General features: G+C 64.8%; 13 protein-coding genes. 4 read left to right on the forward strand and 9 right to left on the reverse strand.

Annotated features, from left to right (window positions below):
* Window positions 1-91: 91 nt before the first annotated feature.
* The 5 genes from ACUY1T_RS17585 to ACUY1T_RS17605 all read right to left on the reverse strand — a co-directional run bounded on the left by ACUY1T_RS17585 (window position 92) and on the right by ACUY1T_RS17605 (window position 6,359).
* Window positions 92-1,534, reverse strand: coding sequence for an NAD(P)(+) transhydrogenase (Re/Si-specific) subunit beta (locus ACUY1T_RS17585; protein WP_446024879.1), 1,443 nt, complete (start codon window positions 1,532-1,534; stop codon window positions 92-94).
* A 16-nt stretch (window positions 1,535-1,550) separates the two neighbouring features.
* Window positions 1,551-3,122: a Re/Si-specific NAD(P)(+) transhydrogenase subunit alpha gene (locus ACUY1T_RS17590; protein WP_446024880.1), complete on the reverse strand. Its 1,572-nt coding sequence runs from the start codon at window positions 3,120-3,122 to the stop codon at window positions 1,551-1,553.
* A gap of 255 nt (window positions 3,123-3,377) precedes the next feature.
* Complete coding sequence (htpG, locus tag ACUY1T_RS17595) at window positions 3,378-5,282, reverse strand: molecular chaperone HtpG (RefSeq protein WP_446024881.1); 1,905 nt, start codon at window positions 5,280-5,282, stop codon at window positions 3,378-3,380.
* Window positions 5,283-5,374: 92 nt separating this feature from the next.
* Window positions 5,375-5,845 carry a PaaI family thioesterase gene (locus tag ACUY1T_RS17600; protein ID WP_446024882.1) on the reverse strand — a complete coding sequence of 157 codons (471 nt, stop codon included), beginning with the start codon at window positions 5,843-5,845 and terminating at the stop codon, window positions 5,375-5,377.
* Complete coding sequence (locus ACUY1T_RS17605; protein WP_446024883.1) at window positions 5,838-6,359, reverse strand: PaaI family thioesterase; 522 nt, start codon at window positions 6,357-6,359, stop codon at window positions 5,838-5,840. Before ACUY1T_RS17605 ends, ACUY1T_RS17600 begins: the two co-directional genes overlap by 8 nt.
* Before the next feature lie 198 nt (window positions 6,360-6,557).
* Here ACUY1T_RS17605 and ACUY1T_RS17610 point away from each other — a divergent pair, with 198 nt between their 5' ends.
* Window positions 6,558-8,510, forward strand: coding sequence for a transglycosylase SLT domain-containing protein (locus tag ACUY1T_RS17610; RefSeq protein WP_446024884.1), 1,953 nt, complete (start codon window positions 6,558-6,560; stop codon window positions 8,508-8,510).
* A 13-nt stretch (window positions 8,511-8,523) separates the two neighbouring features.
* On the opposite strand, the gene ACUY1T_RS17615 is transcribed toward ACUY1T_RS17610, so the two are convergent.
* Window positions 8,524-9,165: a LysE family translocator gene (locus tag ACUY1T_RS17615; RefSeq protein WP_446024885.1), complete on the reverse strand. Its 642-nt coding sequence runs from the start codon at window positions 9,163-9,165 to the stop codon at window positions 8,524-8,526.
* 370 nt (window positions 9,166-9,535) lie between these two features.
* Between ACUY1T_RS17615 and ACUY1T_RS17620 the strand changes: the two genes are divergently transcribed.
* The gene (locus ACUY1T_RS17620; protein WP_411794613.1) at window positions 9,536-9,742 is read left to right on the forward strand and encodes a cold-shock protein; all 207 of its coding nucleotides are present in this window, start codon (window positions 9,536-9,538) and stop codon (window positions 9,740-9,742) included.
* Window positions 9,743-9,844: 102 nt separating this feature from the next.
* Here the strand turns inward: ACUY1T_RS17620 and ACUY1T_RS17625 are convergent, their stop codons facing one another.
* The 3 genes from ACUY1T_RS17625 to ACUY1T_RS17635 form a co-directional block, all read right to left on the reverse strand.
* On the reverse strand, window positions 9,845-10,543 hold the full coding sequence (locus ACUY1T_RS17625; protein ID WP_446024886.1) for a hypothetical protein: 699 nt from the start codon (window positions 10,541-10,543) through the stop codon (window positions 9,845-9,847).
* Between the two features lie 134 nt (window positions 10,544-10,677).
* Entirely contained in the window at window positions 10,678-12,567 is a 1,890-nt protein-coding gene (locus ACUY1T_RS17630; RefSeq protein WP_446024887.1) for a M48 family metallopeptidase, read from the reverse strand.
* Between the two features lie 12 nt (window positions 12,568-12,579).
* Window positions 12,580-13,176 (reverse strand): LemA family protein, encoded by a 597-nt coding sequence (locus ACUY1T_RS17635; protein ID WP_446024888.1) that lies wholly within the window; start codon window positions 13,174-13,176, stop codon window positions 12,580-12,582.
* Window positions 13,177-13,361: 185 nt separating this feature from the next.
* Between ACUY1T_RS17635 and ACUY1T_RS17640 the strand changes: the two genes are divergently transcribed.
* Both ACUY1T_RS17640 and ACUY1T_RS17645 read left to right on the forward strand, forming a co-directional pair.
* Window positions 13,362-14,858, forward strand: a complete 1,497-nt coding sequence (locus ACUY1T_RS17640; protein ID WP_446024889.1) for a DUF1538 domain-containing protein — start codon at window positions 13,362-13,364, stop codon at window positions 14,856-14,858.
* Complete coding sequence (locus ACUY1T_RS17645; RefSeq protein WP_411794618.1) at window positions 14,855-15,205, forward strand: P-II family nitrogen regulator; 351 nt, start codon at window positions 14,855-14,857, stop codon at window positions 15,203-15,205. The genes ACUY1T_RS17640 and ACUY1T_RS17645 overlap by 4 nt, the downstream gene beginning before the upstream one ends.
* The last annotated feature ends 21 nt before the right edge of the window (window positions 15,206-15,226 follow it).

Consider the following 15,226-nt stretch of genomic DNA (forward strand, 5'->3'; position numbering starts at 1 on the left):
TCGCTCAGAGTGTAACGAAAAATGCCCCCTTTCGGGGGCATGTCTTGCCGTTACGCACTGCAGCGGGCCCCCACACAGGCACCCAGCCGCATCAGTCGATCAGTGACAGCAGGGAGTCGATGCTCTCCCGCGCGTCGCCGTAGAACATCCGCGTATTCTCTTTGTAGAACAGCGGGTTCTCGATACCCGAGTAGCCCGTGCCCTGACCGCGCTTGCAGACGAACACCACCGAGGACTTCCACACCTCCAGCACCGGCATGCCGGCGATGGGGCTGTTGGGATCGTCCTGGGCAGCCGGATTGACGATATCGTTGGAGCCGATGACGATCGCCACGTCGGTCTTGGGGAAGTCGTCGTTGATCTCGTCCATCTCCAGCACGATGTCGTAAGGCACCCTGGCCTCGGCCAGCAGCACGTTCATGTGCCCCGGCAGGCGGCCTGCCACCGGGTGGATGGCAAAGCGCACTTCCTTGCCTGCGGAACGCAGCTTGCGCACCAGTTCGCTCACGGCATTCTGGGCCTGGGCCACCGCCATGCCGTAGCCTGGCACGATGACCACGCTGTCGGCATTGTTGAGCGCGCTGGCCACGCCGCCCGCATCGATCGCCACCTGCTCGCCCTCGATCTCGGCGGCAGGCCCCTGGGTACCACCGAAGCCCCCCAGGATCACGCTGACGAAGTTGCGGTTCATCGCCTTGCACATGATGTAGGAGAGGATCGCACCGGAGGAGCCCACCAGTGCCCCGGTGACGATGAGCAGGTCGTTGGAGAGGGTGAAGCCGATCGCCGCCGCGGCCCAGCCGGAATAGCTGTTGAGCATCGACACCACCACCGGCATGTCGGCCCCGCCGATCCCCATGATCAGGTGCCAGCCGATGAAGAGCGACAGCGCCGCGAGAATCAGCAGCGTCCAGAACCCAGCACCGTTGAGGTAGAGGATCGCCAACAGCAGGCAGAGCACAGCCGCGCCGGCGTTGAGCAGATGACCACCGGGCAGCTTGTGCGGCTTGCCGTCCACCTTACCCGCCAGCTTGCCAAAGGCGACCACCGAACCGGTAAAGGTCACCGCACCGATGAAGATGGCGAACACCACTTCCAGCTGCAGGAAGGTGAGTTCATCGGGGGCCTTGGTGGCCACCAGGGCAGCAAAGGCAGAAAACTGCTCAGTGGCGGCGTCAGCCATCTGGGCAGCCAGCACCCGGCGCCGCTCGAGATCGGCGTTCCAGGCCACGAACACCGCGGCGAGGCCGACGAAACTGTGCAGTGCCGCCACCAGCTGCGGCATCTCGGTCATGGCCACTCGCGTGGCCACCTTCCAGCCGATCACCGAGCCGATCGCGATCATCGGGATCATCAGCCAGTAGTTGCCGATCCCCGGGCCGAAGGCGGTGAAGAGCACCGCCACCGCCATGCCGACGATGCCATACCACACCGCCCGCTTGGCCTTCTCCTGGCCGCTCAGTCCTCCCAGCGAAAGGATGAACAGCACACTCGCCGCGATCGACGCGGCCGATACAAAACCTTGTGCCAACATGAATTGTCTCCGCCGCTCAGGATTTCTGGAACATGGCTAGCATCCGGCGTGTCACCAGGAAGCCGCCTACGATGTTGATGGTGGCGATCAGCACCGATATCGCTGCCAGGATCACCACGATCCAGTTACCCGAGCCGATCTGCAGCACGGCGCCGAGAATGATGATGCCGGAAATCGCATTGGTGACCGCCATCAGCGGCGTATGCAGCGAATGGCTGACGTTCCAGATCACCTGGAAGCCGACGAAGCAAGCCAGCACGAAGACGATGAAGTGCTGCATGAACGAGGCCGGCGCGATCTGGCCGAGCAGCAACATCAACGCACCTCCGATGCCGAGCAGCGTGGCCTGACGCTTGGTCTGCGCCTTGAACGTGGCGAGTTCGGCGGCGCGCTTCTCCTCGAGAGTCGGCTCCTTGACCTTCTCCTTGGGCTTGGCGGCGGCAATCGCCTTGACCTTGGGCGGCGGCGGCGGGAAGGTGATCTCGCCCTGATGGGTGACGGTAGCGCCACGAATCACGTCGTCTTCCATGTCATGCACGATCGTGCCGTCCTTCTCAGGCGTCAGATCGGTGAGCATGTGGCGGATGTTGGTGGCATAGAGCAGCGAGGACTGGGTCGCCATGCGCGACGGGAAGTCGGTATAGCCGACCACCACCACCCCATTGTCGGTCACCACACGCTGATCCGGCACGGTCAGGTCGCAGTTGCCTCCCTTCTCGGCGGCCAGGTCGACGATCACCGAACCGGGCTTCATCGCCTTGACCATGTCCTCTAGCCACAGCTTGGGCGCCGGTCGACCCGGGATCAGGGCGGTGGTGATGACGATATCGACCTCTGGGGCCTGCTCGCGGAACAGGGCCAGCTGCTTCTCGCGGAACTCGGGGCTGGAGGGCGCCGCGTAGCCGCCGGTACCGGAACCGTCCTGGGTCTCCTCGAAATCGAGGAACAGGAATTCGGCACCCATCGACTCGATCTGCTCGGCCACCTCGGGGCGTACGTCGAAGGCCCGCACCACGGCACCGAGGCTGGTCGCGGTACCGATGGCGGCAAGACCCGCCACGCCGGCGCCGATGACCAGCACCTTGGCCGGCGGCACCTTGCCGGCGGCCGTGACCTGGCCGGTGAAGAAGCGGCCGAAGTTGTTGCCCGCCTCGATCACCGCGCGGTAACCGGCGATGTTGGCCATGGACGAGAGCGCATCCATCTTCTGGGCTCGGGAGATCCGCGGCACCATGTCCATGGCGATGACGGTTGCCCCCTTGGCCCGACACTTTTCCAGCAGCGCCTCGTTCTGGGCTGGCCAGAAGAAGGCGATCAGGGTCTGGCCCTCGCGCAGGTGCTCGACTTCCGTCTCGCTGGGCTCGCGCACCTTGATCACTACCTCGGCCTCGCGCCACAGCGCCTCGGCACTTTCGACCACGCCTACGCCAGCGGCTCGATAGGCATCGTCGTCGAAGCCGGCAGCGATGCCGGCCCCGGCTTCGATCAGGCATTCGTGTCCAAGCTTCTGGATGAACTGCGCACTGTCAGGGGTCAGCGCGACACGCGCCTCTCCCTTGGCGAGCTCCTTGGGTGCACCAATCTTCACGTTGGATCTCCCTTGTGGTTATTGAAACTTCAGATGGGTCAACCGGCTATTCTTACCTGACCATGCCGCAATGCACAACCGCAACGCAACCGATCGATGACACCTGAATGTAGCACTATCCGGCTGAAAACAAGGAAAAAACCGGATAGTGACGTTTACGTCAAGGGTGGTATGAATGGGCGCGAATGGATATGCAAAGGCCGCCCGTAGGCGGCCTTTGCAAGGTTGGACGTCGCAGGACGACCGCTGCGGGACTCAGGCCGTCAGCAGGGCATTGAGTCGACGCACGTAGGCAGCCGGGTCGTCGAGATGGCCGCCCTCGGCAATGACCGCCTGGTCGAGCAGTACCCGGGCCAGGTCGTCGAAGCGCTCGCCTTCGGCGGCCTCGAGCCGCTCTACCAGGGCATGCGTCGGATTGAGCTCGAGAATCGGTTTGACTTCCGGCATCTTCTGCCCCGCGGCTTCCATGATGCGGCGCATCTGGAAGCCCATCTCGTGCTCGGGAAGGACCACGCAGGCCGGCGAGTCGGTCAGCCGGTGGGTCACCTTGACCTCCTGCACCGCATCGCCCAACGCCTCCTTGACTCGCTTGACCAGCGCCTCCTTGGCCTTGGCGGTCTCCTCCTGGACCTTCTTCTCCTCCTCGCCCTCGATCTCACCGAGGTCAAGCTCACCCTTGGCAACGTCGACGAAGCCCTTGCCCTCGAACTCGTGCAGGTGGCTCATCAGCCACTCGTCGATGCGATCGGAAAGCAGCAGCACTTCGATGCCCTTCTTGCGGAAGATCTCCAGGTGCGGGCTCGACTTGGCCGCGTTGAAGCCGTCGGCGACGATGTAGTAGATCTTCTCCTGCCCTTCCTTCATGCGCGAGACGTAGTCGGCCAGCGACTGGTCCTGGGTGGCGCTATCGGTGTGGGTCGTGGAGAGGCGTAGCAATCCCGCGATCTTGTCGCGGTTGGCGAAGTCCTCGGCCGGCCCCTCCTTCAATACGCTGCCAAAGGTATTCCAGAAGGTCTGGTAGGCCTCCTTGTCCTTGGCCAGCTTCTTGAGCATGTCCAGTGCCCGTTTGGTCAGCGCGCTCTTGATCTTCTCGACCTTGGGGTCCTGCTGCAGCAGTTCGCGGGAGACGTTGAGCGACAGCTCGCGGGTATCCAGCACGCCCTTGATGAAGCGCAGGTAGAGCGGCAGGAACTGCTCGGCGTCGTCCATGATGAAGACGCGCTGCACGTACAGCTTGACGCCGCGGGAGCCGTCACGATCAAAGAGGTCGAAGGGCGCACGACCGGGCACGTAGAGCAAGCTGGTGTATTCGAGCTTGCCCTCGACCTTGTTGTGGCTCCAGGTCAACGGGTCTGAAAAGTCATGAGCCACGTGCTTGTAGAAGGCCTTGTACTCGTCATCCGAGATCTCGCCCTTGGGCCGCACCCACAGCGCCGTGGCCTCGTTGACGGTCTCCCAGGTAGTGACCTCGCTGCCCTCGATCTCGTTGCCGTCGTCGTCCTTGGCGGTCTCGACCTTGGACATGCGCACCGGCACCTCGATATGGTCGGAGTACTTACGCACCAGGCTTCTCAGGCGGAAGTCGTCGGCGAACTCCTTGGCGTCCTTCTTCAGGTGCAGGACGATCTCGGTGCCGTGCAGTTCACGTTCGAGGTCGGCAACGGTGAATTCACCCTCCCCTTTCGAACGCCACTCGACGCCTTCGGCCTTGTCGGTACCCGCCTTGCGCGTACGCACCGTGACTTCGTCGGCAACGATGAAACTGGAGTAGAAGCCCACGCCGAACTGGCCGATCAGGCGTGCATCCTTCTGCTGCTCGCCGGAGAGCTGCTTGAGGAATTCCGCGGTGCCGCTGCGGGCGATGGTGCCGAGGTTCTGGATCACCTCGTCGCGACTCATGCCGATGCCGTTGTCACGCACGGTGACGGTGCGGGCATTCTCGTCGTGCTCGATCTCGATGCGCAGCTCGCTGTCGCCTTCGTAGAGCGCATCGTTGTCGAGCGCGGCGTAGCGCAGCTTGTCGCAGGCGTCGGCGGCATTGGAAATTAACTCGCGCAGGAATATCTCCCGATTGGAGTACAGGGAGTGGATCATCAGGTGCAGCAGTTGCTTCACCTCGGTCTGGAAGCCGAGGGTTTCCTCGTGAGCGGTCGTGGACATGGATCGGTTACCTCATGGCTTGAACCCACGGCGGCGCGTGGCGCCCCGCCGTTTCAGAACTGTTCAGCGATATGGGGTCCGACTTCAGGTTTTCAAGCGTCGCTCGGCTCCAGCGCGCCCAGCACCAAGTGCAGACGGGCCGTAGCCACCGGCTGATCCTCCGCTTCCTGCCAGGCCGTGACCTGGACGTTGGCCAGTCGCTTCCCCTCTCGCAGCAGACGACATTTCGCATGGGTAGGCACGACCCGGGCCGTACGCAGGTAGTCGATGGAGAAGTCGACGATGCGAGGTAGTCGAGGCTCGCGCGCCGAGAGCATCAGGTCGAGGGTGCCTGCGGTTTCCATGAAGGCCGCCACCACTCCCCCATGCAGCGCCGGCAGCAGGATGTTGCCCACGTTGTGCTCACATGGGTCGAGATGGAATACCAGGCCGTCGCCGGTGACATCCGGCGTTGCCGAAACGCCGATGAAGCGGGCATAGGGAAGCCGCTCGAGCCAGGCGGCGACATCCCCCTCGGCACGGGTCCGGGCCAGCCAGGCCACGTCATGGAAACCTTCAGGCATGAGCGGCCTCCCCGAACAGCGCTTCGGCGAATCCCGGTGGCGTATTGCGCTGCCCGAGACGCACGAAGTTGCCGATACCGCGGGCGATGGGTCGTCCCGGCTCCTGCCATAGCGTGCCCTCGGTGAAGACCATGGCGTTGGTCACCCGCAGCACATGGGCTTCGGCCATGATCGGCTGGCCCGCCACCGCCGGTCGGTAGTGGTCGACGCGCAGATCGAGCGTCGGGCAAACCTCCGGCGCCGGTAACCCGCACAGCACCGCCGAGCCACAGACGGTATCCAGCAGCATGGTCAACACGCCGCCGTGTACCAGGCCGCGGTCGGCATCGCCCAGCAGCTCGTCGCGCCACGGCAAGCGCATGCGCACCCAGGGCGGATTGACCTCTTCCACTTCGAGGCCGAGTTCACGCGTATGCGGAATGACATTGACGAAGCGGCTCAGGCCGGCTCGCCAGACGTCGGGACTTCGACCTGCCACGGCAGGCCCGCTCTGCGGTTCGTCACGTTCGCTCACCCCACCCTCCAACAAGCGTTTGATCAATCTTGCTAGACTAGTGGGCGGGCGTGACTGGCACAAGTGCCATGACCCGTGCGCGGCCCCGAGAAAAAATTTCCACTGAAGCGCAGAGAAAACGGCGCGACGGTCTACTCAAAGGGGCCTCGATAGGCGAGGATAGGGTGGTTCGTCACCGCCTTCCGGAGACCGTTCCACATGCGCCATACCTTATCGTTCCGCCGCGCGTCCGGTTGGCTCGCCGCGGCCGCTTTCAGCCTTTCCGTTACCGCGCATGCCCAGCCCAGCGACAGCGCCATGCGCACGGCGCTGGAAGCCGCGCGCAATCACGAGTGGCACCGAATCGACCAGGCCGCCATCGACGGCCACGTGCTGGAAGGCTACGTGGAGTATCACCGCCTGCGCAGCCGCCTGCCTCAGGCCGAGCCGGGCCAGATCCTGGAGTTCATCGAGCGCCATCGGGGGGCGCCCGTCGCCGACTGGATGCGCGGCCAGGCGATCGCCCGTTATGGCGCCGCCGGACGCTATGGCAGCCTGCTGGCCGTGGCCGACGGCGAGCCCAGCGGCACCGAGCGTCAATGCCACTACTACACGGCACTGCTCGGCAGCGCCCCCCAGGCGGCAGCGGAAGGCGGTCGCGCCCTGTGGCGCGTGGGCCGCTCGCAGCCAGATGCCTGCGACACGCTCTTCGACCATTTGCGCGCCAACGGCGAGATCGGCGAGCTGGATATCTGGGAGCGCATGATGCTGGCCTGGGAGCAGGGCGAGACCGGCTTGGTCAGCTACCTGGGCAGGCTGCTCGGCAGCCGCTGGCAGGAGGGGCGCGACGCCGTGGAGCGGCTGCAACGCAGCTATGCCGACATCACCCGCGTTCCCACTTGTATCGGCCCCGAGTGCCGCGGCAGCGGGCCACTCTTCGCTGCCGCCATGCACGGCTTCATTCGTGCCGATACCGAAGCCGCCATGGAGGCATGGCGCAAGATCGCCGCGCACCTGCCGATCGAGGAGCGTCATCGCCACGCCATCGAGGAAGAACTCGCCTTCTATTCGCTAGTGCGTGACATCACGCACAACATGGACTGGGTCGATGAGGCCCTGCCGCGAATCGGCACCACTCGTGTGCTCGAACTGCGCATTCGCCACGCACTGGCCAACCGCGACTGGAACGATGTGCTTCGCTGGGTCGAGCTGTTGCCCGAAGACACCCGCGACGACAGCCGCTGGCAATACTGGAAGGCCCGCGCCCACGAGCAGTTGGGCGACCAGGAGCGTGCCGAGGTGGCCTACGCACGAGCCGCCCGGGGCCGCAACTTCTTCGGCTTTGCTGCCGCCGACCGCATCGGCCGGCCCTACTCCCTGAACCTGGAGCGCAGCACGCTCAACGATAGCTTCCGCGATGAGGTGGCCCAGTGGCCGACGGTACAGCGCACCGAAGCGCTGCTGCGCATCGGCGAGGAGGGCCTGGCCAACAGCGAATGGCTGCACGCGGCAGCCACCGCTTCGCCGCGTGAAGTCAGGGCGCTGGCCGATTATGCGGCACGCCGCGGCTGGCATGCTCGCCTGGTCCAGACCACCATCACCGCCCAACTCTGGGACGCGCTGGACTGGCGCTTCCCCGAAGCCTACCGCGAACACTTCCTGTACTGGGGCCAGCAGACCGGGGTGGATCCTTACCTGTTGATGGGTATCGCGCGCCGCGAGAGTGCCTACAACCCGAAGGCGCTTTCGCCGGCCGGTGCCCGTGGCCTGATGCAGATCATGCCGGGCACCGCCACGCTGCTCAGCCGCCAGCTCGGCATCAGCGACCCCGGCCCCTACGGCGTGCTCGACCCCGAACTCAACATCCGCCTGGGCAGCACCTACATTCGCGACATGACCAACCGCTACCGGGGCAACCGACTGGCCGCCGCCGCGGCCTATAATGCCGGACCCGGCCGGGTGGACCGCTGGCTGCGCGACGCGCCGGAAGAGTTCGACCTGTTCGTCGAGTCGATTCCCTTCCGCGAGACCCGCGACTACGTCCAGGCGGTACTCTCCTATCGGGTAATCTTCGAGAGCCTGGCCAACGGCGGCAGCAGCGAAGGCGTAGCCATGCTCAGCCAGGCGGAGAAGACGGTGCGCTACGACGCCTCCCTGCTCGCCCGCAATTGAAGGCCGCTCGGGGTCAGGCTGGCTGACGCTCCAGTGCCAGCCTGACCCCGAACAGGATCAGCACCGCCCCGGTTGCTCCGTTCAACGCACGGGCGAATAGCTGACTGCCGAGCCAGCGTCCCGCACTACCGACCATGAAGACGATGGCGATCTGCCACAGGTTGGCGATGACGAAGTGCACCCCGGCAAGCCACAGCGACTTGAGCAGCGCCGGGTCGGTCGGCGCGATGAACTGGGGCAGGAAGGCCATGTAGAAGACCACCGTCTTGGGGTTGAGCACGTTGGAGAGCAGCCCTTCACGCAGCGGCCGCCAGACCGGCACGACTTGCCGTTCGCCCCCCACTGCCCCCAACGGCAGACCGCCGCCGCGTCGCGCGACCATCAGGCCATTGATTCCCAGCCATATCAGGTACGCCGCCCCCGCCATCTTGAGCGCACCGAAGGCCCAGGCCGACTGTAGCAGTATCAGCGAAATGCCCAGCGCCGAAATCGTGGCATGCACGAACAGGCCGCAGCAGATCGCCAGGCTGGTGAGCACGCCATCGCGCACTCCCCCGCGAGCGGTATTGCGAATGACCAGCAGGGTATCGACCCCCGGGCTCATCGACAGCAGCGTAATGGCGATCAGAAAAGGCCAGAATTGTGCATCCAGCATGGTTGGGCTCCGATACGGGGAGAAATGAGGTTGAGTGTCCCGGCGAGAGAGATAGCCGAAGATGATCAAGGTTGGCTGCGGGTAGTACCAAGTATGGCTAATTTAAGGCAACGGATTCGCTGGACGCTCGGAATTTTTCTATCTACAGTGGATTGAGCGGATAATATCGGTGAAGCGAGGCTTCTGCCACAGAGCGCAACCTCCCTCATCGGCTGCTTCCGCTGCGTTGGTCTGCAAGTGGAAAGTCGTCCCGACGTCTATCGAATTCTCGATGCACCCGAAGCGCACTTTTCGTCTCTTGCCCACGCACTTCGGGCCCGGCATTGCCGAGTGCCCAGCACGATCAATCTGTAAGTAAGGAAAATCGACAATGGCAACTGGCACTGTCAAGTGGTTCAACGATACCAAGGGCTACGGCTTCATCTCTCCGGACGACGGCGGTGATGACCTGTTCGCGCATTTCTCCGAGATTCAGGCTGAAGGCTTCAAGACCCTGCAGGACGGTCAGAAGGTTACCTTCGACGTGACCCAGGGCAAGAAAGGCCTTCAGGCCTCCAACATCCGGCTCGCCAACTGAGGTAACGCCTCGGTAGATCCGGCGCCTGGCCACCGGTGGCGGCCAGGCAGTCAGACGAAAGGCCCATCTTCGTGATGGGCCTTTTTCGTGAATCGTCCGTACTCAATCCTCGATTTCGAACTGCGGTGCTTCGCTTCTCGGCTCACGCCGCTCGGCTTCCCTGAACTGTTCGTCGAGCTGACGCTGCGCCTCCTCGAAGCGGCGCTCGCTCTCTTCGAGCCAAGCGTCGACGTCCGATTGAGTGACCTCGCCGGTTCGCTCCGCTTCTCGATCGATGGCTGAGGCAGCACTACTCTCGTCGTTCTCCATGGGCTCGAGGCGCCGGCCAGACTCCAGGCCATCCTCCATCGGCTCGAGCACAGGCTCACCGCGTTCCACTTCCTCGAACTGCTGGTCGATCCGGCGCTGCGCCTCCTCGAAACGGCGCTCGGTATCCTCGAGAATGGCGTCGATATCGTCACGGGTCGGCTCGCCCGGGAGTGCCCCTCCCTCTTCCAGGGTATCGACGGGAGATTCACCCAGGGTCTCGGTATCGGCCTCGATCTCCTCGCCAGGTTCGAGGGCGGTTTCCTCTTCCGGTACGGCTGGTAGCGATTCGTCCTCGACTCCCACCTCCTCCTCTGCCGTGGGGGGCGGCGTCGAGGGCTCCTCAGCGGTAGCCTCGCCTTCAGGCTCGGTCTCGGCGACAGGCTCGTCGGCCTGGGTTGGCGCAGCGGCCTCTTCGTCGTTGTCGCCACAACCCGCCAGCCCCAGGGCAAGGGTCAACGCCACGGCGGCAGGAATCCAGGGTGTCTTGGCCATCGGCTTTCTCCCATCCATATGAGACCAGCAAAAGGGCCCCATTCCAGCAGAGCCCGGCGGTCGCTGCAAGCCGCGGGGGAGTGGGGCACCCTACAGCTTGGACAGCGGAAGAGCAAAACGATCCCGCTCCCGCCTCAATCCATGGCGGTCATCGGTAGCGGACAGCCGAGCGACCAAGCTACGGCCCGCAGCAGCTCGGCTTCCCGAGCGGAGACATGACCGTCATGGGCAACGCATTGCGCCATGGCGTCGAGCAGTCTCGCCCGTTCGTCATCTCCCAGTTGACGGCAACGTTCCAGGGCCCAGTCGAGTTCATGGGGCGCTGCCGGCTGGGAGTGGAACGTCATGGAAAGGCCCAGCGTATCGGCCGCTTCACGGAACGCTTTCGCTGCCCGTGTCTCGTCGTCGCTTCCCGCCAGCGCCAGGCTCGACAACAGGCGCGCTACCGGCGCCTCGAGTTGTGCCAGAGTCTGTCGACGTCCGCGATGATGCACCGCTCCTTCGCTACCGACGACGACCAGGCGGTGCAGAGCCCATTGCAGGGCGCCGGGATCATGCTCGGCCGCCATCATCCGCTCGAGGCAGTCACGAAAGCGCGCATATTGAGCCACCGAAAGCTGCCGCAGCAGGGGCAGGCACAGCTCGATCAGCGCCAGCCGCTGGCCTGGCCGCACTTCGGCAAGCGGTTTCTCCAGGCGGTCCAGCTCGGCCAGCACGTCCGGCAGGGCCGCCTCGACCAAGGCTTCGCGCTGGCGAGCACGGCTGGACGGCTCGGCCCCCATGAGGATGCCGTAGATCACGGCGCGGGCTGCATAGGGGTCATGAGCGGCTTCGAGCAGCACCGGGTCGATACCGGCCAGTGCCCCGCGCGCCTGCTGCAGGTCTTCGCCACGCGGCTCACCGACCCGCAGCGCCAAGGCTCCCGTCAGTGCCGCCGCCTGGGCCGGCCGCACTGGTGCCGCCCTCTCGCGCGAGCCGGTTTCGGCAACGGCCTCGCTCGCGGCGCGCGGTTCGGGCAAGCGCCCGTCCCACTCGGGCTCGAGGCGGCGGATGCGGGTCGTCAGTGGCGGGTGGGTGGCGGTCAACCCGCGCAGGCCAGGCAAACCACGGCTGAAATAGAGGTGGCTGAACTCCTCGGCGCGGGTGGCACGCAGTTCGGAGCCATGGGCGTGCGCCGCCACACGCTTCAGGGCATCGGCCAGGCCGGCCGGGTTGCGGGTGTACTGCACCGCGCTGGCATCGGCCAGGAACTCGCGCTGACGGCTGACCGCCGCCTTGATCAGGTTACCGCACAGGGTGCCGATGAAGCCCACCAGCATCAGGGCCAGCCCCGCCCCCAGCAGTACGGCCCGGCCGTTGTTCTGACGCGCCCCTCGGGCCACGTGCCGGACCGCCGTGCCTCGCAGCAACATGCGGCCGACGAGGCCGATGACCAGGATGCCGTACAGCAGCGCGATCAAGCGCATGTTGAGCCGCATGTCGCCATGCAGCACATGGCTGAATTCGTGGGCGATCACGCCCTGCAGCTCATCCCGGGTGAGGCAGCGAATGGCTCCTCGTGTCACACCAATCGCAGCGTTCTGGGGCGTATGGCCGGCGGCGAAGGCGTTGATCCCCGGTTCGTCGAGGAGATAGACCGCCGGCACCGGCAATCCTGCGGCAATGGCCATCTCCTCTACCACGTTGAGCAAGCGACGCTCGTCAGGGTCGCGGGTGTCGCCATTGAGCGCCCGGCCACCGAGCGCCTCAGCTACCGCCGGGCCGCCGGCACGCAGCTGCAGGTGACGCACCAGGCTGCCGGCCGCCACGACCAGCAGCACGCCGAGGGCCACGCCGCCCAGCAGCAGCGGATCGAGCGCCCGGGCCAGCGGATCGGCCCCAGCCTGGCCGCCATCGAGCAGCGCCATGGCCAGTGCCACCACCACGACGGCGGCGCCAATCATGCCGACCACGGCCATGAACAGCAGCACGACCAGCCACACGGTCAGGCGTCGTGCACGTTCCTGGGCACCGAAGAAATCCATCTCCGTATGCCGTTAGAAACGGACGCTGGGTGCCGCCTGGATTTCGGCGCTGTCGTCGAACTCCAGCAGCGCCGCGTCATCGCGATGACCCAGCGGCCCCGCCAGCAGTACCGGCGGGAAGCTTTGCTTGTAGGTGTTGTACTGCATGACCGCGTCGTTGAAGGCCTGGCGCGCGAAGGCAACGCGATTCTCGGTACTGGTCAGGTTCTCGGAGAGCTGGCGCATGTTGTCAGAGGCCTTCAGGTCCGGGTAGGCCTCCATTACCACATTGAGCCGACCCAAGGCGGCTCCCAGCGCCCCCTCGGCACCGGCCAGCTCGGCCATGGCACCGGGCTCTCCCGGCCTTGCGGCGGCCGATTGCAAACCAGCCAGAGCCGCATTGCGCGCTTCGGTCACGGCGGTCAGGGTGTCGCGCTCATGGGCCATGTAGGCCTTGGCGGTCTCCACCAGGTTGGGGATCAGGTCGTAGCGCCGCTTGAGCTGCACCTCGATCTGGGCAAAGGCGTTCTGGTAGCGGTTCTTCAGCGCCACCAGGCGGTTGTAGATGCTGGCTCCGTAGATCACCAGCAGCGCCAGCACCACCAGCGCGACGATCACTGTCATGTTCATTGCGCACTCTCCCGTGGGCGCCCGTACCGCAGGCTTGACGTCAATCAAGCATGAAGCCTGCATTAGCGCCTGCTCAATATTCTAGCCGATGGTATAGTGTGGCAGCCGCGCGGGCCAGCCACCCGACGCAATACCTGCGCCGGCACGACACTCTTGCCCAACCGGACATTGCCACGGAGTCGGTCTTGGTAGAGCAGTTCAAGGATTTTCTACACGCATTGGCCCATGCCCTGCGCAACCTGCTGCCCATCATCATCGTGGTGGTGGCATTCCAGGCGCTGCTGCTGCGTGAGTGGCCGGAGGGCGGGCTGAGCATGGCCGCGGGTCTGCTGATCGTGGCCATCGGCGTGGCACTCTTTCTGCAGGGGCTGGAGCTGAGTATCTTCCCGGTGGGCAAGCGGCTCGCCAACCAGTTCACTCGGCGCGGCTCCATGCCGCTGTTGATGCTGTTCGGCTTCGCCATCGGCTTCTCGGCAGTGGTCGCGGAACCGGCACTGATCGCCGTAGCCGAGCAGGCCGCGATGATCAGCGAAGGCCGCATCGATGCCCTGGCGCTGCGCCTGATCGTGGCAAGCTCCGTGGGGCTGGTGATGGCACTCGGTGTGTTTCGCGTGATCCTGGGTCACCCGCTGCACTGGTACATGATCGCCGGCTACGTAGTGGTGGTGCTGGTGACCTTCTTCGCGCCCGAGGAGATCGTCGGGCTGGCCTACGATTCCGGCGGCGTAACCACCAATATCGTGACGGTGCCGCTTATCGCCGCGTTGGGCATCGGCCTGGCTTCTTCGATCCGTGGACGCAATCCGCTGATCGACGGCTTCGGCCTGGTGGCATTGGCGGTGATGGTGCCGATGATCAGCGTGCAGCTCTACGGCATCCTGGTCTATGCCGACCCGGGTACGCTGGCCGGCGGCGCTGAGCTGCTGCTCGCCGCGGGTGAGGTCGCCCCACCGACCGGCTGGATGACGATGGTTCTCGACCTGTTCGGTATGCTGCGCGACGTGCTACCGATCATCCTGGTCATCCTATTCTTCCAGTACGCCGTGCTGCGCCACCCGCTGGCCAACCCGCTCAAGGTCGGCGTGGGTTTCGTCCTGGTGATCGTAGGGCTCTACGCCTTCGTGGTGGGACTCAAGCTCGGCCTGTTCCCGATCGGACAGAGCATGGCCGCACAGCTGATCGGCTTCGACAGTTGGCTGTGGGTCTACCTGTTCGCCTTCTGCATCGGCTTTGCCACCACCATGGCAGAACCGGCGCTGATCGCCGTGGGCCAGCAGGCCGAGGAGGCTGCTGCCGGCAAGATCCAGGGCAACGTCATCCGCCTGCTGGTGGCGCTGGGCGTGGCCATCGGCATTACCATCGGCGTGCATCGCATCATCACCGGCGACTCGATCCACTACTACATCATCGGCGGCTATCTGCTGGTAATCCTGTTGACCGCCCTGGCGCCTCGCTACATCGTGGCGCTGGCCTTCGACCTGGGGGGCGTGACCACTTCCGAAGTGACGGTACCGCTGGTCACCGCGCTGGGGATCGGCCTGGCCAGCCAGATCGATGGCCGCAACGTCTTGATCGACGGCTTCGGGCTGATCGCCTTTGCCTCGATCTTTCCTATCGTGACCGTAATGAGCTATGCCATTCTGATGGAAAAACTGGCGCAGCCGGGAGGCAAGACGACATGAAGTTTTCGCTGTTGGTCGCCATCGTGCCGGAAGATCTCGAGCAGGAGTGCATCGATGCCGCGACCGAGGCCGGAGCGGTCGGCATGACGCTGATGTCCGGCCGAGGTATCGGCGGCGAGCGCAAGAAGACCTTTTTTGGGCTGACCTACGAAGGCAGCCAGAGCATCATGCTGCTGACCCTGGAAAAGAGCCTCTCGCTGAGAGTGCTCAAGGCGATACGCCAGGTGCTGAACCCGACCGGCGAGGACTCCCGCGGTCTGGTCATGACACTGCCGGTGGAACACCTCGGCGGCATCGACATGGCGCAGGTCAAGCGCTTCGAAGAACGACTCAGGCAAGATGTCTGAGCAATTGGTTTGACGGAGAGG

Source organism: Billgrantia sp. Q4P2 (genome assembly GCF_052806135.1).